Source organism: Halomonas halmophila (genome assembly GCF_006540005.1).
Lineage (GTDB): Bacteria > Pseudomonadota > Gammaproteobacteria > Pseudomonadales > Halomonadaceae > Halomonas > Halomonas halmophila.
The window spans coordinates 93,550-113,230 of the sequence record NZ_BJOC01000010.1 but is presented as its reverse complement, the minus strand read 5'-3'; the positions used below and the strand labels follow the sequence as shown (position 1 = coordinate 113,230).

21 protein-coding genes are annotated in these 19,681 nt (G+C 65.0%); 17 read left to right on the top strand and 4 right to left on the bottom strand.

What is annotated here, in order from left to right; translation table 11 throughout:
- The first annotated feature begins 215 nt into the window (after nt 1-215).
- Both nirD and HHA01_RS02645 read left to right on the top strand, forming a co-directional pair.
- Complete coding sequence (gene nirD, locus HHA01_RS02650) at nt 216-590, top strand: nitrite reductase small subunit NirD (RefSeq protein ID WP_141317552.1); 375 nt, start codon at nt 216-218, stop codon at nt 588-590.
- Between the two features lie 287 nt (nt 591-877).
- A complete protein-coding gene (locus tag HHA01_RS02645) occupies nt 878-2,290 on the top strand; it encodes a PhoH family protein (RefSeq protein ID WP_141317551.1) in 1,413 nt (470 codons plus the stop codon).
- 115 nt (nt 2,291-2,405) lie between these two features.
- On the opposite strand, the gene HHA01_RS02640 is transcribed toward HHA01_RS02645, so the two are convergent.
- Entirely contained in the window at nt 2,406-3,080 is a 675-nt protein-coding gene (locus HHA01_RS02640; protein WP_141317550.1) for an alpha/beta hydrolase, read from the bottom strand.
- Between the two features lie 187 nt (nt 3,081-3,267).
- Nucleotides 3,268-3,474, bottom strand: a complete 207-nt coding sequence (locus HHA01_RS02635; protein WP_141317549.1) for a cold-shock protein — start codon at nt 3,472-3,474, stop codon at nt 3,268-3,270.
- 293 nt (nt 3,475-3,767) lie between these two features.
- Between HHA01_RS02635 and HHA01_RS02630 the strand changes: the two genes are divergently transcribed.
- Entirely contained in the window at nt 3,768-5,408 is a 1,641-nt protein-coding gene (locus HHA01_RS02630; RefSeq protein WP_141317548.1) for an FMN-binding glutamate synthase family protein, read from the top strand.
- Nucleotides 5,409-5,484: 76 nt separating this feature from the next.
- On the opposite strand, the gene HHA01_RS02625 is transcribed toward HHA01_RS02630, so the two are convergent.
- A complete protein-coding gene (locus tag HHA01_RS02625; RefSeq protein WP_307725336.1) occupies nt 5,485-5,958 on the bottom strand; it encodes a PepSY domain-containing protein in 474 nt (157 codons plus the stop codon).
- 201 nt (nt 5,959-6,159) lie between these two features.
- On the opposite strand from HHA01_RS02625, the gene HHA01_RS02620 reads away from it, so the two are divergent.
- The 14 genes from HHA01_RS02620 (at nt 6,160) to HHA01_RS02555 (ending at nt 18,942) form a co-directional block, all read left to right on the top strand.
- Entirely contained in the window at nt 6,160-6,459 is a 300-nt protein-coding gene (locus HHA01_RS02620; protein WP_246053789.1) for a PepSY domain-containing protein, read from the top strand.
- On the top strand, nt 6,456-7,127 hold the full coding sequence (locus HHA01_RS02615) for a winged helix-turn-helix domain-containing protein (protein WP_141317546.1): 672 nt from the start codon (nt 6,456-6,458) through the stop codon (nt 7,125-7,127). The genes HHA01_RS02620 and HHA01_RS02615 overlap by 4 nt, the downstream gene beginning before the upstream one ends.
- The gene (locus HHA01_RS02610; RefSeq protein WP_141317545.1) at nt 7,124-8,473 is read left to right on the top strand and encodes a sensor histidine kinase; all 1,350 of its coding nucleotides are present in this window, start codon (nt 7,124-7,126) and stop codon (nt 8,471-8,473) included. Before HHA01_RS02615 ends, HHA01_RS02610 begins: the two co-directional genes overlap by 4 nt.
- A 175-nt stretch (nt 8,474-8,648) precedes the next feature.
- Entirely contained in the window at nt 8,649-10,577 is a 1,929-nt protein-coding gene (locus HHA01_RS02605) for an alkaline phosphatase D family protein (protein ID WP_141317544.1), read from the top strand.
- 45 nt (nt 10,578-10,622) lie between these two features.
- The gene (locus HHA01_RS02600) at nt 10,623-11,207 is read left to right on the top strand and encodes a gamma-glutamylcyclotransferase (protein ID WP_141317543.1); all 585 of its coding nucleotides are present in this window, start codon (nt 10,623-10,625) and stop codon (nt 11,205-11,207) included.
- Nucleotides 11,208-11,237: 30 nt separating this feature from the next.
- Complete coding sequence (locus HHA01_RS02595) at nt 11,238-12,479, top strand: threonine ammonia-lyase (protein WP_141317542.1); 1,242 nt, start codon at nt 11,238-11,240, stop codon at nt 12,477-12,479.
- Nucleotides 12,480-12,638: 159 nt separating this feature from the next.
- Complete coding sequence (locus HHA01_RS02590) at nt 12,639-14,378, top strand: NADP-dependent isocitrate dehydrogenase (RefSeq protein ID WP_141317541.1); 1,740 nt, start codon at nt 12,639-12,641, stop codon at nt 14,376-14,378.
- 70 nt (nt 14,379-14,448) lie between these two features.
- Nucleotides 14,449-14,775 carry a YnfA family protein gene (locus HHA01_RS02585; protein ID WP_141317540.1) on the top strand — a complete coding sequence of 109 codons (327 nt, stop codon included), beginning with the start codon at nt 14,449-14,451 and terminating at the stop codon, nt 14,773-14,775.
- Between the two features lie 559 nt (nt 14,776-15,334).
- Nucleotides 15,335-15,865 (top strand): helix-turn-helix domain-containing protein, encoded by a 531-nt coding sequence (locus HHA01_RS02580; protein ID WP_141317589.1) that lies wholly within the window; start codon nt 15,335-15,337, stop codon nt 15,863-15,865.
- Entirely contained in the window at nt 15,862-16,593 is a 732-nt protein-coding gene (locus HHA01_RS02575) for an AzlC family ABC transporter permease (RefSeq protein ID WP_141317539.1), read from the top strand. Before HHA01_RS02580 ends, HHA01_RS02575 begins: the two co-directional genes overlap by 4 nt.
- Nucleotides 16,586-16,936 (top strand): AzlD domain-containing protein, encoded by a 351-nt coding sequence (locus tag HHA01_RS02570; RefSeq protein WP_141317538.1) that lies wholly within the window; start codon nt 16,586-16,588, stop codon nt 16,934-16,936. The genes HHA01_RS02575 and HHA01_RS02570 overlap by 8 nt, the downstream gene beginning before the upstream one ends.
- Before the next feature lie 112 nt (nt 16,937-17,048).
- The gene (locus HHA01_RS02565; RefSeq protein ID WP_246053788.1) at nt 17,049-17,666 is read left to right on the top strand and encodes a sigma-70 family RNA polymerase sigma factor; all 618 of its coding nucleotides are present in this window, start codon (nt 17,049-17,051) and stop codon (nt 17,664-17,666) included.
- Nucleotides 17,663-18,412, top strand: coding sequence for an anti-sigma factor (locus HHA01_RS02560; protein ID WP_141317537.1), 750 nt, complete (start codon nt 17,663-17,665; stop codon nt 18,410-18,412). The genes HHA01_RS02565 and HHA01_RS02560 overlap by 4 nt, the downstream gene beginning before the upstream one ends.
- Nucleotides 18,413-18,510: 98 nt before the next feature.
- Nucleotides 18,511-18,942: a DUF7282 domain-containing protein gene (locus tag HHA01_RS02555; RefSeq protein ID WP_174787705.1), complete on the top strand. Its 432-nt coding sequence runs from the start codon at nt 18,511-18,513 to the stop codon at nt 18,940-18,942.
- 68 nt (nt 18,943-19,010) lie between these two features.
- Here the strand turns inward: HHA01_RS02555 and HHA01_RS02550 are convergent, their stop codons facing one another.
- Entirely contained in the window at nt 19,011-19,571 is a 561-nt protein-coding gene (locus HHA01_RS02550) for a glycoside hydrolase family 24 protein (RefSeq protein WP_141317536.1), read from the bottom strand.
- Nucleotides 19,572-19,681: the final 110 nt, after the last annotated feature.

Here is a 19,681-nt window from a genome sequence, read left to right as displayed (position 1 = left end):
CGCTTTAGCAATGGTTGGCCCTGCACCAACGAGGGGCGCCGGGGACAGGTCGGAGAGGAGGTCCTACGCCAGGTATGGCGTAGGTAGCGGGTTCAAAGCGCCTCCTCGAAGACCTGTCGACGGATCAGCCCCGAGTGAGTCGACCGGGAGCCTATATCGCTGCCCCGCAAGACCTGGCCACCGCCCTGTCTCCTGAACAACCAAGGAATCTCCCCATGACCACCGCCACCGCAGAAAACCCGAACCAGACCGAAAACTGGCAGCCCCTGTGCACCCGGGACGATCTGGTCGCCCAGTCCGGCATCGCCGCCTGTCTCGAAACGCCCGCGGGGCTGGTCCAGCTGGCGATCTTCTACCTGCCGGGTCAGACACCCGAGCTCTACGCCCTCGACCACCATGACCCCTTCTCCGGGGCCAATGTCATCGCCCGCGGCATCGTCGGCGACGTGGCGGGCGAGCCGGTCGTGGCATCACCGATCTACAAGCAGCACTTTCGCCTGCGCGACGGCCAGTGCCTGGAAGATGAGGACATGCAGCTTCGCACCTGGCGCGTCGTCCTGGATGGCGCGCGGGTCATGCTCAGACACTGAATGCCCGGGCCCGGGGGCCTGCGGGGCCGCTATCTCGTCCAGTGAATCACTTGCAGACAAGGCGATATGGTCCATGCTAAGAATGCATTGAGCATGATGCCGTGGCTGATACCGCCTATCGCACTCACGGCGTCATCCAGAGTCCAATTCACAAGGAGGATGCATCCCACGCTGAAAGGAGACACGTCGCGACTTGTCACAGACCTGACATTTTTCGCTGACAGTGTCGACATCGAGACGTCATCTTTTGTGGCGTCGATCCGGTGACAATCAGGAGAGCAGCGCCGATGGTACGCATCGACAAGAAGGCCACCCGGCTTTACGTGTTGGACACCAACGTCCTGATCCACGACCCCGCCGCCCTCTATCAGTTCGATGAGCACGAGGTGGTGATCCCCATGACCGTGCTCGAGGAACTCGACAAGCACAAGAATGGCATCCGCGAGATCGCTCGCACCGCCCGGCAAGTCAGCCGCACCCTCTCCGACCTGACCGCCAACGTCGATATCAGCCAGATTCGTGAAGGCATTCCCATTCAGCGCATCAACGGCACGGAAGGCCGCCTGCGCCTGCTGTGCTACAACGACCTCAAGCCGCTGGAACACCTCGAGGACAGCCCCGACAACCGCCTCCTGACCGAGATATTCCGGCTGCGCGAAGAGCGTGAAGACGCCTCGGTCATCCTGGTGACCAAGGACATCAACCTGCGCGTCAAGGCGGCGGCACTGGGCGTGCCGGTGGAAGACTACCTGACCGATCGCGCCTTCGATGACAGCGACGCCATGCTGGGCGGCGCGCGCGTCTATCCGGAAGCCGGCCACGACGGCCGCGGGTTGTGGGAAGACCTGCGTGTCGAGGTCAAGGTCGAGCGCGAGGACGACCGCGTCATCTACCATCTCAATGGCGAGATTCCGGAAGACTGGCACCTGGGCATGCTGGTCTCGGACAGTGACAACGGCGCCAGCTTCGAGGCCGTGATCCGCGAGGTCAGCCCGCAGCATGCCAGGCTCGAACTGCTCACCGACTATCGCCACGGCGCCAGCGTCTGGGGGGTGCATGCCCACGACAGCCGGCAGAACTTCACCCTCAACCTGCTGATGGACGACGACATCGACCTGGTCACCATCGCCGGCAGTGCCGGTACCGGCAAGACCTTCATGACGCTGGCCGCGGCCTTTCAGCAGACGCTGGACACCAAGCGCTTCGAGCGTGTGGTCTTCACCCGCGCCCCGATCTCGATGAGCGAGGACATCGGCTACCTGCCCGGCACCGAGGAAGAAAAGATGTCGCCCTGGATGGGCGCCTTCCACGACAACATGGACAACCTGCTACGCGACGAGCACGACGGCAGCACCACCTGGAACCAGGAAGCCACACGTCAATTGCTGGGCTCCCGGGTGCAGATCCGCGCTCCGGGGTTCATGCGTGGCCGCACCCTGAACGACACCTTCCTGATCATCGACGAAGCCCAGAACTTCACGCCCAAACAGCTCAAGTCACTGATCACCCGCGCCGGGCGCAACACCAAGATCGTCTGCCTGGGCAACGTGGGACAGATCGACACGCCTTATCTGACCGCCAACACCTGCGGCATGGCCGCCGTGGTACAGAACTTCCGCGACTGGCCACACGCCGGCCACGTCACCCTGATGAGCGTCGAACGCTCGCGCCTGGCACTCGCCGGCGAAGAACTGCTCTGACACAGCACGAGGCCGGCCCAGCCGGCCTCGTCGCAGACCGCCCTCCCAGCACCCGCCGCTCGCAACTCGTTTCTCGAAGCTCGTAGCCCGTTTCTCGCAGCTCGTGGCTCGCCGGTCAGCCAGCAGCAGCCAGCCGCGTCGATAACCAGCGACTGATATCACCGATCTGCTGCGGGCAGACCGCATGCGCCATGGGATACTGGCGAAACTCCACCGCATACCCCTGGGACTGCAGACGCTCCACGGCGGAGCGGCCCAGGGACTCGGGCACTACCGGGTCCATGTTGCCATGGTGCACCTCGATGGGTAGTTGCCGATTCGCTTCGGCATAGTCGAGGCTGTCGGCGGTGGCGAGGTAGGTGGACAGCGCCAGCAGTCCGCCCAGTCGCTCGGGAAAGCTCAAGGCCGCCTCATAGGCCACGGCGCCGCCCTGCGAAAACCCGACGACGATGATCCGCTCGGGCGCGATGCCATGGCCGATCTGCTCGGTGATCAGTGCCTGTATGCGCTGCGCGGACTCTTTCAGCTGGGCCTCATCGACCTGGCGGTCGAGGCTCATCTCGATGATGTCGTACCAGGCCGGCATGACCATGCCGCCATTGACGGTAACCGCAAGACGCGGCGCATGGGGCAGGATGAAACGCACATTGGCATCGGGGGGGAGCTGCAGGGCCGGTACCAGGGGTTCGAAATCCCGGCCATCGGCCCCCAGGCCATGCAGGATGAACACACAGGCGTCGGCTACCTGGCCGTTGCGTGGCTCGATGATCAGCTCTTCCGGGGCGCTCATGGCGACATCCTCTACACAAGACAAAGGACACACCCTAGCGCACTGGCCGGAGCGAATAAATCACTGACAGCCTCGGGCTGACGCGACGCGCGGAATTTCGGGGGCCATAACGCAAGTGGGGCCCGCTTTCGCGAGCCCCACCCGGGTGTCATGCTGCAAGGAGCACGACAAACATCAAATCAGGAGATTAATCCTGAGCCTTGATGTTGGAAGCCTGCAGGCCTTTCTTGCCCTGAGTGACGTCGAAGGAAACCTTCTGGCCGTCCTGCAGAGACTTGAAGCCTTCAGCCTGAATCTCGGAGAAGTGAGCGAACAGGTCGTCACCGTTGTCGTCCGGAGAGATGAAGCCGAAGCCTTTAGTGTCGTTGAACCACTTAACTGTACCAGTAGCCATTTTGCGAATTCCTCAATAGAGAAGATTTACCGGGAAATACCCGAGTTGCAGTGGGTAAAACAAGAATCGTTTCACCGGGAAATCGACACTAGAGCGTTTCGATGACCACTTGCGATATGCGACTTGCTAACCTACTGCGAACTAGCATGCGCTTGTGCGGCGCACAGGTCAAACACTATTTGCGCGGTGTGACGAAATCATGACGTCTCACCAGGCTTTCGGCCCCTGGATTGACAGCCGGGCCATGGCGACATGCAATGGTCGTCTCTGATCGCTTGAAGGACCCCTCCCGCATGTACCGCCTCCCCAGCCGCTACGGCGTCTATGCCACCTGCCTCGTCGGTTCGATCATATGCCTGCTGGCAATGGCCCTGAGTCCCGGCTGGCTCGCCGGCATCGGCTTGCTGGCATTCGGCCTGCCGGCCGCCCTGGGCACCCACGATATCGTCCAGCGCCAGCATACTGTCAGCCGCAACTATCCGATTCTGGCCCATCTGCGCTACTGGCTGGAATCCATCGGCCCGGAAATCCGCCAGTACTTCATCCAGCCGGATACCGAGGAACGCCCGTATTCCCGCGAGCAGCGTAGCCTGGTCTATCGCCGCGCCAAGAACACCATCGACAAGCAGCCGTTCGGTTCCCAGCGCGATATGCAGGCCCCCGGCTACGAATGGATGAACCATTCGCTGGCGCCAGCCAGCATCCAGGGTCACGACTTCCGGGTGGAGATCGGCGCCCATCGGCCTCGTCCCTACTCCGCCAGTGTCTTCAATATCTCGGCGATGAGCTTCGGTGCCCTGTCTGCCAATGCTATCCGCGCCTTGAACGAAGGGGCTCGGGACGGCGGCTTCTACCATGATACCGGTGAAGGCGGCCTGTCACCCTACCATCATCAGGGAGGCGACCTGGTCTGGGAAATCGGCTCCGGCTACTTTGGTTGTCGCGACAGCGAGGGACGTTTCGATCCCGAACAGTTCACCAAAACCGCCCAGCTCGAAGCGGTCAAGATGATCGAGATCAAGCTCTCACAGGGCGCAAAACCCGGTCATGGCGGGGTTCTTCCCGGGCCCAAGGTCACGCCGGAGATCGCCTCGACACGCGGTGTTCCGGAAGGCCAGGACGTACTTTCACCGGCCGCTCACAGTGCTTTCACCACGCCTCGCGAGATGATCGCCTTCATTCAGCAACTGCGCGAGCTCTCCGGCGGCAAACCGGTGGGCATCAAACTGGCGATTGGTCATCCATGGGAGTGGTTCGCGATGGTCAAGGCCATGCGTGAAGCGGACGACTACCCGGATTTCGTGGTCGTGGACGGTGGCCAGGGCGGAACCGGCGCGGCACCGTTGGAGTTTGCCAACCGCCTCGGCATGCCGTTGACCGAAGCCCTGATACTGGTGCACAACACCCTGGTCGGTGCCGGGTTGCGTGATGACATCCGTGTGGGCGCGGCCGGCAAGATCATCAGCGCCTTCGACATCGCCCGCACCATGGCGCTGGGTGCCGACTGGTGCAATGCCGCGCGGGGTTACATGTTCGCCCTGGGCTGCATTCAGGCGCAGAGCTGTCATACCGACCGCTGTCCAAGCGGCGTGGCGACTCAGGACCCACGGCGTGGCAAGCGGCTGGATGTTCCCCTCAAGGCCGAGCGTGTCCGACACTTTCACGGCAATACGCTGAAGGCATTGGCCGAGATGCTGGCAGCCTCCGGCCTGTCCCATCCCAGTGAGCTGGGGCCCGAGCACGTCGTGAGGCGTATTTCGCGTCACGAAGTGCGCAGTCTTGCCACCTTGTTCGACTTTGTGCCGCCGGGCGCCCTGCTCGAGAATGGCGCCACCCATCACCCCATATTCAGTGATTACTGGGATCAGGCGGATCCGGCGAGTTTTGCGCCACCATTCAGCGAATGGCAGTTGCGTCAGAGCAAGCTGGTCTAGGCTTTACCGAGAGCCCGTCCTCGACGGGCTCTCGCAGTTGCCACTCCCGTGTGGGCCATGTTCGCCCCAAGGGGCGTTAGTCACGCTCCACCGCGACCACGCCATCCTGACCCTGGCGGGTGGTGATCTCGAGTTCGCGGCCATTCTGGCCACGACCTTCGATCTCGATATGACCCGCTTCATCGATCTGCAGGCTCTCGAACTCGGTCATGTCCTCGGCACTCGCCGCAGCAAAAGCCTGACGCACGTCATCGTCGGTCATGCCCCAGGCACCCGTCACCAGACGCTTGCGCTCCTCGCGCAGCGTTTCATCGCTGTTCAGGGAAAGCCGGACATCGGCGTACCACTCGTCATCCAGCCACCCTTCGACTTCCACCACATCACGACCATTGGCTTCGATCTCTTCGTAGTGGGTGAAGCCGAAGGTCTGTGCGCGTTCGAGCACTGCATCGACTCGGTCCAGGCCAAGCCGGCCATCCGCCTGGGCACTGCCAGCGACCAGCGCCAGAGCGGAAGCAGAAGTGATCATCAGCGTCTTCAAGTTCATCATGGTAACGTCCTCTTCAGGGTACATTCGTTGTGACACAGACGTTGTACCACCGCCCACCTTGCCGGGAACTGACAAGGCCATTCATGTTTCATTCATGTCGTCACTGGCAATCTCGGAATCATGAGACTCATGCGCGCACTTTCCATTACCCTCGGATTCCTTGCCAGACAGTCGCACACTGCCTGCGCTGGCGCCTGCGGTATGCTGTTATCTGTCCTGATGACCACTTCGGTGCTGGCCGACGAGGACTGGCGGGAGCTGCATGACGCAGTACAACGCGGCGAGCTGGTCGAACTGCCGACCATCCTCGACTGGCTGCAGTCCCGTTACCGGGGCGAGGTACTGGAGGTCGAGCTGGAGCGTGATGATGGCGCAACCCTCTATGAAATCGAAATGCTCGGCCCCCAGGGGCAGGTCGTGGAGTTCGAATTCGATGCCAGCGACGGACAACTGATCGGCATGGAAGGCGCGAATATCAACGCCATGAGGAAGTCACCATGAAGGTTCTGCTGGTGGAAGACGACCGCCCGCTCGCCGATGCCTTGAGCACCGCCCTGGCCGATGCCGGCGTGCTCATCGAACAGACCGCCGAGGGCGGCGAGGCCGACTTCCTGGTGCAGACCGAGCAATACGATGCGGTGATTCTCGACCTGGGCCTGCCGGATGGCGACGGCACCCGCTGGCTGGCCCAGTGGCGCGATGCCGGCATCGATCTGCCGGTGCTCGTGCTGACCGCCCGCGAACGCTGGGCCGACAAGGCGGCCGGCTTTTCCGCCGGTGCCGACGACTACGTGACCAAGCCCTTCGAGACCGCCGAAGTGCTGTTCCGCCTGCGAGCCCTGATGCGCCGCAGCCATGGCCACTCGCACCCGGTGCTGCGCGTCGGTGACCTGACCTTCGACACCCATACCGCCAGCGTGACCCTGGCCGGTCGCCCGGTGGGCCTGACCGCCCAGGAATCGCGCCTGCTGGCCTATCTGATCCATGCCGCGCCGCGGGTGGTCAGCCGCGCCGAACTCGCCGAGCACGTCTACGACCGCGACCACGAGCCGGATTCCAATGTCATCGATGTGCAGATAAGTCGGCTGCGGCGCAAGCTGGGCAGCCAGCGCATCGTAACCCAGCGCGGCCAGGGCTACCGGCTCGTCGACCATGAAGCCGCCTCATGAGCACGACCTGGCAAGACCGCTTGACCCGAGCCTCCGTGGCCACCCGTCTGCTACTGGCCGCCCTGCTGCTGGTCGGGGTGCTACTGCCACTCGCCGGCCTGGGGCTCGCCCACCACTTTCGCGACTCGGTCACCACGGTGTTCGACGAGCGCCTGGACGGCCTGCTCAACCAGGTCATCGCCGGGGTGCGCTACGACGCGGTCGAGCAGCGCCTGGTGCATGACCGCGAGCTGGGCGAGCCGCGCTTTCGCCAGGCCCTTTCCGGCTGGTACTGGCAGGTCAGCGACGGCAACGATCGGCTGCTGAGTTCACGCTCGCTGTGGGACCAACGCTTGCCGGTCCTCGAGACCGGGGCCCCTCGGGAACTTGTCGGTCCCCGTGACACCGAGCTACGCGTCCTCTCCCGACAGATCCAGCTGGCCCCGCTGGACACCCCGCTGCAGGTCAGCGTGGCGGCGCCCACTCGCGCCATCGACCTCGAAGCGTCGCGCTTCAACCGACTATTGAGTCTCTCGCTGGCTGCCTTGGGCCTGCTGATCCTGCTCGGCCTGGCGCTGCAGATTCGCTGGGGGCTGGCCCCCTTGCGCCGCCTGCGCAGCGACCTTGAAGCCGTGGAAAGCGGCGATCGCGAGCGCCTGGGCACTCGACTGCCCGCCGAGCTGGCCCGGCTGGCCGGTGCCATGAATGCCGTTCTCGAGCGCGACCGTCGCCGCCTGGAGCGTGCTCGCCACGCCGCCGGCAACCTGGCCCACGCCCTCAAGACACCAGTCAGCGTGCTGACCACCCTCGCCGACAGCTTCCCGGAAGATGCACGCCGTCGGCTCAAGGGCGAGCTGGCACGCATCGACGATGCCACTCGTCACCATCTGGCGCGGGCCTCCGCGGCCGGCGATGGCACGCTCAACCGCCCGATCGATTGTCACGAGACCCTGCGCCCGGTGCTCGACGGGCTCTCGCGCCTGGCCCAGCGGCGTGGCCTGGTACTGGAGAACGACCTGGACGACCGGCTGAGCGTCCGCCTCGACCCCCAGGACCTGCAGGAAATCATCGGCAACCTGCTCGACAACGCCCTGCGCTGGGCCGGCCATCGGGTCACCCTGAGTGGCGGACGAGAAGACGAGGGCACCTGGCTGAAGGTCGAGGACGACGGCCCCGGGATGAGCGAGGCCGACTGCCAGGCCGCCCTGGCGCGGGGCGCACGGCTCGACGAACAGCGCTCCGGCAGCGGTCTGGGCCTGGCCATCGTGCATGATCTTGTCACGCTGCATGAAGGCACACTGACCCTCGAGCGCGCCGACGGCGGCGGCCTTTGCGCCCGCCTCTGGCTGCCCGAGACCAGCTGGTAACTCCGGCCCCCTGACTGACGGCCCTCACAGTCCCGCGACTGAGTGGTATGCTGGACACAGCGAGCGCTGCAAGGCTCCCCGAGCCTGTCAGCGTGCCCCGACAATGTCCGAGTCACTGCCGACCGGCCTGCATGGCAGGAACGCGGCGAGACAAGATGGCGAGAAAGGAATCGACATGACGACAACGGAAGATGCATCCCAGCCCCTCCCTTCCGTCCTGGCCGGCCCTCTGCTGAGACGCCTGTCGCCTGACCGGTTATTGCTCTGGGTGGTCGGCAGCCGCCCGCTGGACATGCAGCTGGTCCTGCAGCCCGAAGGCCAGCCACCGCGTCGCCTGGCGCTCAACGACAAGCGGGTGCGCTGCCTGCCGCTGGGCCGGCATGCCTACCTGCACCTGATCGATGTCGCCCTGGGCACGCCGCTGCCCCAGGACCAGCGCATCGACTATGACCTGCGCCTCGGCGAGGAAGGCGGCATCGCCGACTGGGCCCCGCATCTGCTGCATGACGGCGCTCGACGCCCGAGCTTCGTGCTGGCTTCCACCCAGCGCCGGCTCATGCATGGCTCCTGCCGCCGTCCGCATCACGACGGCCCGGACGGCCTGGCACGCGCCGATGCCTGGCTCGCCGAACGCCACGACGACACCACCCAATGGCCCGCCTGGCTATTGATGTCCGGCGACCAGATCTACGCCGATGACGTGGCCGGCCCGATGCTGGTGGCCATTCACCAGTTGATTCGGCAGCTCGACCTGTTCGACGAGCCCCTGGAAGGCGCTACCATCCGCGACAGTCGCGCCCTGGCCACCACGGACACGGCCTATTACAGGCGCGATTCCCTGCTGCCGGATGTCGACGAAAGCCAGGATGTCCGCAAGGGCTTCTTCGGCGGCGCCCGCAAGCCCATCTTTACCTCGGCCAATGCCACCAACCATCTGATCAGCTTCGGCGAGATCATCGCCATGTACCTGCTGGTCTGGTCCCCGACGCCCTGGCAACTGGTGAAGATCGAGCGCCCGACGCTGGAGGACAGCCAGCGCGAGACCTTCGACGAGGAGCTCGGGGTCATCGAACGCTTCGCCGAGGAACTGCCGGCCGTGGCGCGCCTGCTGGCCCATCTGCCGAGCCTGATGATCTTCGACGACCATGACGTCACCGATGACTGGAACCTGACCGCCGCCTGGGAGGAAACCGCCTACGGCAACCCCTTCTCGCGGCGCATCATCGGCAATGCACTGATGGGCTATCTGCTCTGCCAGGGCTGGGGCAACGACCCGGACCGGCTGGCCGGCCCCATGGACGAGGTCGCGGCCCTGCTCGAGACCGCCACCAAGGAAGACGGCTGGTTGCCCGCCGAGCCCCACGACCAGTTCCTCGACAACCTGCAACGTTTCCAGGGCTGGGAATACGCCGTGCCAGGTTCGCCCAAGCTGGTGGTGCTGGATACCCGCACCCGCCGCTGGCGCAGCGAGCGCAAGCGTGGCCGCCCTTCCGGGCTGATGGACTGGGAAGCGCTCTCCGAGCTACAGCAGCAGATGCTCGACGCCCCTTCGGTGGTGATCGTCTCGCCCACACCGATGTTCGGCGTCAAGCTCATCGAGACGGTACAGAAGCTCTTCACCCTGGCCGGCAAGCCGCTGCTGGTGGATGCCGAGAACTGGATGGCGCATCGCGGCGCGGCCAGCGTGATGCTCAACATCTTCCGCCACTCGCGCACCCCGGGACACTACGTGGTGCTGTCCGGCGATGTGCATTACTCCTTCGCCTATGACATCAAGATTCGCCACAGCAAGCGTGGCTCGCGCATCTGGCAGATCACCTCGAGCGGCGTGAAAAACGCCTTCCCGGATAAATTGCTGGACACCTTCGACCGCGCCAACCGCTGGCTATATGCGCCGCGCTCACCGCTCAACTGGTTCACCAAGCGTCGGCCCATGCGCATCCGGCCGCGCGACCCGGACCGTGCCGAGGCCGGCGAGCGCCTCTGGAACGGCGCCGGGATCGGTCTGGTGGTGCTCGACGACCAGGGCCGCCCGGAGGACATCCGCCAGCTCGATGCCCGCGGCTTCGACGTGGTATTCCCACCGCCGCGCAAGGACAGCTGACGCTTCGCCACTTCACGGCCACGACTCAACGACACGACGGACGCCATGACCCTCGACACTACCCAGCAGAATCAACAGCGGGATCACTTCGCCGACCAGGACGCCATCTGGCTGTTCGGCTATGGCTCACTGATCTGGAAGGCCGGCTTCGACTACCTGGAACGCCGCCCGGCGAGCATTCGCGGCTGGACGCGCCGCTTCTGGCAGGGTTCCCACGACCATCGCGGCACCCCCGACTCGCCGGGACGCGTCGCCACCCTGCTGCCCGAAGCCGGCGCCACCTGCCACGGCATGGCCTATCGCATCACCCCGGACGTGCTCGGCCCGCTGGACGTGCGCGAGAAGAACGGCTATCTGCGCGAGGTCGTCACCCTGCGCTTCAACGACGGCGACACCGCCCAGGGCCTGGTGTACATCGCCACCGAACACAACGCCGCCTTTCTCGGCGAAGCCCCGCTGGAGGCCATGGCCCGTCAAATCGCCACCGCCCAGGGGCCCAGCGGCCCCAATCGCGACTACCTGCTGAACCTGGATGACGCCCTCAACCAGCTCGGCGTCGAGGATACCCACATCAGGGAATTGGCTCACCAGTTACGCCAGGTGGACGACACGACCCCCGAGACATCCTGATCACGCCCGGCCCGATGGAGAGACTCGCCCATGACCGTCACCCTGGATGACGTAAAACACGCCGCCGAGCGCACCCGCGACCAGCTGGTGCGCACGCCCTGTCTGCACTCGGCCACGCTCTCGGCGCTGACCGGCTGCGAGCTGTACATCAAGTTCGAGAACCACCAGTTCACCGCCGCCTTCAAGGAACGCGGCGCCCTCAATCATCTGCTGATGCTGTCCGAAGACGAGCGCCGCCGGGGCGTCATCGCGATGTCGGCGGGCAACCATGCCCAGGCGGTGGCCTACCACGCCGCCCGCCTGGGCATTCACGCCACCATCGTCATGCCGCGCCACACTCCCAACCTCAAGGTGCGCAATACTCGCCAGCTGGGCGCCGAAGTGCACCTCGAGGGCAATGGCGTCGACGAGGCCGGCACCTATGCCCAGCGCCTGGCCGAGGAGCGCGACCTGGTTTTCGTCCATCCCTACGACGACCCGGCCATCATCGCCGGCCAGGGCACCATGGCGCTGGAAATGCTCGAGGACCATCCGGACCTGGAGAGCCTGGTCATCCCCATCGGCGGGGGCGGTCTGATCAGCGGCAATGCCGTGGCCGCCCGGGCGCTGCGCCCGGAGATCGAGATCGTCGGCGTGCAGAGCCAACGCTACCCGGCCATGCAGCAGGTGCTGGCCGGCGAGCCGGTCCACTGCGGGCAGGCCAGTCTCGCCGAGGGCATTGCCGTCAAGCAGCCCGGTGAGCTGACCCGGGAGATCATCCGCGAGCACGTCAACGACATCTGCCTGGTCGACGAACCGGAAATCGAACGCGCCATCCTGCTGTTGCTGGAAATCGAGAAGACCGTCGCCGAAGGTGCCGGCGCCGCCGGCCTGGCCGCCATCCTCGACGACCCGGAGCGCTTCCGCGGCCGCCGGGTCGGCCTGGTGCTGTGCGGCGGCAACATCGACATGCTGGCCCTGTCCTCGGTGATCCAGCGCGGCCTGGTCCGCAGCGGGCGTATCGTGCGCGTGCGCGTGGGCATCTCGGATGTGCCCGGCGCCCTCTCCGAACTCACCAACCTGCTCGCCGAACAGCGCGCCAATGTCATCACCATTGCCCATCAGCGCACATTCACCGACCTCTCGCTGCGTGCCACCGAAGTCGAGGCTACGCTGGAGACACTGGGTCGCGACCATACCCGGGATGTCATCGAAGCGTTACGTGCCGAGGGCTATGATCCGGTGCTGCCGGCCAACGAGGTGCATCCCGATGAGCGCTGGGCAGATAGCTGAACAACGCCGCCGGGCTGCAGGCGCGGAGCGACGACAGGACCCGAGCATGATGCCGGGACACTTGGCGCGTATAATGCGCGATGACATGATGCCGCTTGATCGGCAGGCGACTGGCGCGGCAAGCCCGTCCTTCATTTTACGACCGACATGGAAAGCGCAATGAGCAGACAGATCAACGTGGCCTCCCCGCTTGTCATCCTGCATGGCGACGAAATGGCGCAGGTGGCCTTCGAACGTATTCTCGAGACCTTCGTGACCCGGCCGCTAGACATCAATCTGGTCGAGATCGACCTGACGGCGGAGAACCGACTGGCGACCAACGGCCAGGCCGTCACCGACGCCATCGAGGCCCTCAACCGCCATGGAGTGGGCGTCAAGAACGCCGGCATGACGGTCAACCGTGAACAGCTCGATGCCATGCTCGCCGAACGCCCCACGCTCGATCGCGCCAGCCTCAACCCGCTGGCCACCAAGTCGCCCAACGGCGCCATCCGCAAGGGCATCGGCGGCAACATCACCCGCGAGGACATCGAGTTCCGCAACCTGCGGCTCGAGCGTCCACAGTGGGTCGGCCGCGATATCGTCGTCGACACCATGGACGACGGCGGTATCAAGGACAGCCACAATGCCCTCGCCGATGGCTCCGGCATGGTCAAGCTGCTGTTCGTCGGCGCCAGCGGCGACCCGGTCGAACTCCACCGCCGCGAAGTCAGCAAGGGCGACCCTTGGCTGCTGGCCACCAATGATCTGGACGCCGTCAAGGCCTGGGCGCATCGCTTCTTCCAGCGCGCCATCGACGAGCAGCGCGACATCTACCTGGGCCTCAAGGACACGGTCATCGCCGGCTATGACGGCGTGATGCGCGCCGCCATCGAGGACATCTACAGGGCCGACTACCAGGCCAAAGTCGAGGAGTTGGGGCTCGAGTACCATTATGAGCTGATCGACGCCCAGGCCGCACGCCTGGTCGCCAACCCGCCGGAACGTGCCATCTGGGGCGTGCCGGACAACACCTCCGGGCGCAAGCTGTACAAGCTGGTCGAGCAGCTCAAGCGCCACGGCATCCCGGATCGCAAGGCCCAGGTGTCGATCTCGCGCATGAGTGCCGGCGGCGGCGACCAGTACGGCAGCTACAATGCCCCGGCAGAGGAAGATGGCATCCTCAAGGTGGTGGTCGACGGCGAGGAGAAGCATGCCCGCCACGTCCGCAAGGGCGACCCCATCCTGCTGATGTCCAACGACCGCGCGGCGATCAAGGACTGGGTGCTGCAGGTCTTCCGCGACGCCTCGCGCAAGGACAAGGAGGTCTACTTCGGCCTCAAGCGCGAGTACATGGATTACGATGAGGTGTTCAGCAACGTCATCACCGAAGCGCGTCGTGAGCTGGCCAAGGCCGATACGCCGCCGCCGTCGTTCATGATCATGCGGCCCTCGCGTCAGCTGGTCAAAATGATCACCGACCCGCCCCGCAACGCCCTCTACCCGGCGCAGAACCTGGACGGCGACATCTTCTCGGACATCTCCGCCGCGCTTGGCGGCAGCCTGGCCACCGCCAGCTCGATCATCGAGAGCAAGAACGGCACCATGCTGTTCGAGGCGCCCCACGGCACCGCCCACGACCTCTACCTGCAGTACCAAGAGAGCGACGGCAAGGTCGCGCACTTCAACTCCTCGGCGCTGATCTATGCCGTGGGCAATGCCCTGGAAACCGTCGCCGAACGCGAGGGCAATGACGAGCTGGGCGACTACGCCAGCCGCCTCAAGGCCGCACTGATCGACACCATCGGCGACGGCATCGTCACCGGCGATCTCAAGGGCAAGACCAACGAGCCCGAGAAGGAAAGCGTGGTCGACATGCAGGGCTTCATCGACGCCGTCGCCGAACGCCTCACGGCGTGATGCGCCGCCGTGCCCCGGCACCTGTGGCGTGCAGGTGCCGGCCGCCCCTGGTGTCGCCTGTGTCACGACCATGAGCACGCTCGTCCTCTACGTCGCCGCCGCCCTGGCCGAGATCGCCGGCTGCTTCAGCGTCTGGGCCTGGTGGCGGCTGGACAAGTCCGCCCTCTGGCTACTGCCCGGCGTGGCCAGCCTGGTGCTCTTCGCCTGGCTGCTCAGCCTCAGCGACGCCGACTACGCCGGCCGCGCCTATGCGGCCTACGGCGGTGTCTACATCGTCACCTCGCTGGGCTGGCTGTGGCTGGTCGAGCAACGCCTGCCCGACCGCTGGGACCTGATCGGCGCGGCGATCTGCCTGGCCGGCGCCGGGATCATCCTGCTCGCCCCACGGGGTGGCTGAGGGCAAGTCGTGCACACCTCAACGAGCTTGGCCGGCACCACCTGCGTGGGCCGGCCATTTTTGTGACGCCATCCTTTCCTCGACCGGCGATCAGCTACCGGCAACGGCCGTGCCTCTGCCGCCACGACGCCTGATCAGGCTATCCACCAACGCCATGACGAGCATCGACGCTCCCATCAGCGGGAAGATCACCCCGCCGATGGCGAGCAGCGCCAGACCGCACGATAAAGATCCTGAGCATTGCCACTCATGACGCATCCTCTTGCACAACGATGGATACCTGCACCCTCCAGGCCCGATCCGAAAGCCATTCCCCACCCCTCGGCAGATATAGATACGCCGCCTGTCACTTAAGGTTTCCCGGGCTGGAAGATTAATTCATGGCCTGTCGGACGGGTCCGGCCATGATATCCCGGCACAGGCCGTGAACCGGAGCCGATACATGCGGTGCGGTGTCGCAGACCGGTGAGGCAGTCGTTTGACAAGCCGCCGTTCATTATATAGAACGTTCTATATAACGAACACCGTGCCATCGAGCGAGTTCACGATCATGAGCAACATGGACAGGCTTTCTCTCAGCACCCTGGGCCAGCACCTGCAGACACTACGCCAGGCTCGCGGCTGGTCGCTCTCGCAATTGGCCACCGCCGCCGGTATTGCCAAATCGAACCTGTCGCGACTCGAGCAAGGCGATGGCAACCCGACGCTGGACACCATCTGGCGCCTGGCCGTCCAGCTCCATGTACCCTTTGGTACCCTGGTCGCACCGATCCAGGTACCACTCGGCGAAGATGGTGTGGAAGTGCGTTTGCTCGACCAGGGCCAGGATTCGCCACGCGTCGACGCTTATTGGATGCGCTGTGCACCCAACATCACGCGACATGCCGAAGCGCACTCACCAGGCACACGAGAATGGCTGACGATCGTCAGCGGCCAGCTCGAGGCCGGTCCGGAAGACAGGATTCAACCGCTCTCGGCGGGTGATACCCTGAATTTCGACGCCGACCAGCCTCACCTCTACCGCACGCATGGCGCCTGGGCGACCCTGCTCATGACCATCGTCTACACCGATAGCGAGGCCGTTCCATGACCACTCGCACACTGCCATTGCACGCCCGCTCCTGGCTGATCGGCATGCGAGAGGCCATTCCCCTGTTGGGCGGCTATATACCGGTGGCCATTTCCTTCGGGCTGGTCTCCATCCAGGCCGGTTTTACCACCTGGGAAGCCACCCTGATCTCGCTGCTGATCTATGCCGGTGCCTCCCAGTTCCTGTTCATCGGCATGGCCGCGGCCGGCGCGCCCTTGTGGTTGTTGATCGCCATGACCCTGCTGATCAATGTGCGCCACATGGTCTATGGTCCCAACCTGGCGCCCTGGCTGACCACCAGCCGCTGGTGGCCCCTGCTGATGCACGGCCTGACCGATCAGGTCTTTGCCCTGGCCCATACCCGTATGCCGCAACTCGAGGCATCCCAGCGTCTGGGCTGGTATACCGGCGCTGCGTTGTTGGCCTGGGCGGCCTGGGTGGCGGGTACCGCGCTGGGAGCCGTGGCGGGCGACTGGCTGATGGCACAATGGCCGCTGCTAGGCGAGATCATGCCCTTCGCCCTGCCGGCGCTGTTTCTGGTGCTGGTGATGCCGCGTTTCACCTCACCGCGCTGGACGCTGGCGCTACTGCTGACCATCGCCATTGCCATGGCCTGCACCCTGAACGGACTGACCAATCTCGGCATCCCCCTGGCCGCCGCCTGTGGGGCTCTGTGCTTTTATCTGGTGAAGTTGAATCAACAACCAGGCGGAGGCTCACATGAGTGATACCCTGTGGCTGGCCGTACTGGCCTGCGCCATCGGCACCTACCTGATCCGCCTGCTGCCGCTGCTGTGGATGCGGCGCCGCCTCAAGCGCCTGGACGGCAACGACAGCGTGGAGGCCATGCCGCAATGGTTGAGCATCCTCGGCCCGATGATGATCGCCGCCCTCTTCGGTGTCTCGCTGGTGCCCCGCCAGCCCGATACCACGGCCTGGCTCGCCACCCTGCTGGGCGTCATCGCTACCCTGATCGTCTGGTACCGCCTGCGCTCGCTGGGCTGGCCGATCATCGCCGGAGTCGGCACCTATGGCAGCGTCATCCTGCTGATGGACATGCTTCAGGGCTGAAGATCCCGGCCCGGTCGACTTGACCGCCACGCACGAGTCGCGTCAATCTGCCGATCAGACTGGCACGCTTCGCCGCGTGCCTCGACGCCTCCACCACAAGCGAGAATGCGGCATGCACCATGCTTCGGACCCGGCCTCGGACCCCGCCGCCGGCACCTCGACCGGCCCCGACGCCATGCCAGGTGCCATCACCCGGGAACAACTCGAGGAGCTGCTGCAGGGCGTCGCCGACCAGGATCGCCAGGCCTTCGCCCGACTCTACGAGGCCACCGCGGCGAAACTCTATGGGGCCGTGCTGCGTATCCTGAAGCACGAGCAGCGGACCGACGATGTCGTTCAGGAGGTCTACGTCACTATCTGGCAAAAGGCCGAGCAGTACGATGCGCTCAAGGCTTCGCCCATCACCTGGATGGTGACCATCGCCCGCAACCGCGCCATCGACGAGTTGCGCCGACGCCCTACGGCCCGCCACGAGCCGGCCGACATCCTGGATCAAACCGCCTCGGATACGCCCAGCGCCCGCGAGCGCCTGGAGGGTGAAGAGGATGCGCAACGCCTCTACGCCTGCCTGGAGGAACTCGAGGGTCGCCGCCAGGACATGGTCCGGCTGGCCTATCTGGAAGGCTGGTCACGCGCCGACCTGGCGGAACGTTTCGAGCAGCCGGTCAATACCGTCAAGACCTGGCTGCACCGTGCCCTCAAGCAACTCAAGGGGTGTCTGGCATCATGACCGACCGCGACGATCTCGACATGCTGGCCGCGGAGTATGTGCTCGGCACCCTGGACGCCGAAGAGCGCACTCGGGTCGCGCAGCGCCGCCAGGACGACGCCACGCTCAATGATCTGATCGAGGCCTGGGAAGCCCGTCTTGCCCCCTTGGGCGACGAAATCCAGGAGGTCGCCCCCGGGCCCGACCTGCTCAAGCGCATCGAGCAGCGTATCGATGACCTGGAGGCCGAGCGAGCCGCGGCCGCCGGGTCTGACGAACACGTACCGCCGCGCGACAACGTCTATCAACTGCAGCGCCGCCTACGCTTCTGGCAATGGGGCACCTGCCTGGCCACCGCTGCCGCCCTGGTGCTCGCCGTACTGTTGCTGGCACCACTACAGACGCAGCAGCCCCCCAAGCCCTTCGTCGCGGTCTTCCAGCAGAACGACCAGCAACCGGCCTTCATGGTCTCGGTGGAGCTGCCCAGTCGCGATCTGCACGTGCAGGCCGTCGCGGCCGAGCCACTGCCCGACAAGAGCTATCAGATGTGGATCAAGGAAGATTCCCTGGGTCCCAAGCCACGCTCCGTGGGGGTACTCAACGACGACCTGAGCCTGGCCGCCAACGCCCTCAGCGAATACAGCCCCGAGCTGCTCAAGCGCGCCACCTTCGGCATCAGCGTCGAGCCACCGGGCGGCTCACCGACCGGCCAGCCTACCGGCCCGGCCATCCATGGCTACCTCTACCCGGCCACGCGTAACCTCTGATTCCTGATATCCGCTGAAACCCGCGGCACCTTCTTCTCGTAACTCCTTGTGACCCCATCGGATTCGATGGGGAACGCTCGGATACCAAGGAGAAGAGAATGATGAACAAGCTGATGGCAAGTGCATTCGTTTCCGCTTCACTGATGCTGGGTGCTTCCATGGCTCACGCCGAGATGAACGGCGACCATCACCCGCAGGTCTGGGCCGATGACCAGTCCGTTTCCGGCGGCGCCGTGACGGCCGAGAAGGTCATGACCAACACCAACGGTTGGCTGGTGGTGCACCGCACCGACGAAAGCATGAAGCCTGGCCCGGTGGTCGGCCATGCCCCGCTCCAGAAAGGCAAGAACATGCACGTCACGGCCCTGCTCACCGAAGAGGTCAGCGCCGGCGACCACCTGATGCTGATGGTGCACGGCGAAGACGGCGGCATGAAGACCGGCACCTTCGAATACACCCTGGGCGCCTCCGAGGACGGCCCGATCAAGATGGACGGCGAACTGGTCACCCAGACCATCACCGCCGAGTAATCCCGCTCGCACTCTACATCCTTGACTGGCTTCTACGTCGCACAGCGAAGGGACCCCACGGGGTCCCTTTATTCATGCGGCGCACCGCCCGCCCGCATCACCGCCTCGAACCAGTGATGATCACGCGACGCCAGCCGGCCACCGGCCTGCTGATAGACCGCCATCAACTCCTCGAACGCCACCTCGTGCTGACCATAGCCGGCGCCGGGAAGACTCGCCCAGATGTTCGCACAGGCCGCAATGGCGCGACGCAGCCGACCGGACTGAATCAACGGCAGGGCACGCTGCTCGCGCAGCTGCTGCAGCGCATAACGGTCCTGGCTCTCGGGGCGAAAATCCGGCAGCGCCAGCAGCGGCTGATAGTGCTGCCAGTAGCGCGCCAGAATCTGATAGCGCCCCGCCGCCGTCGACCATAGACCGGGGGCGTACTCGATGGCCTCAGCCTCGGCCAGGGGATGCTCGGCATAGCTCGAGAACGTCTCCATCGCCCCGGGTAGCGACCCCACCAGGACGTCATAGCCATCATCGGACAGCGCCAGCATCGCCTCACCGATCTCGGCATACGCCAGCATGTCCAGAAAGGCACAGACATTCCGCCCTCCGGCGGCTCTAGCCTCGATACGCGGCATGATGATTCCCTTCCATTGCCGACCCGCCGACCGCGCTGCCCTCCCCGAAAGACACTCGGGACGCACCCTGCAGCCTGCCCCGCGATCGTAACTCGCAGCATACACCATCA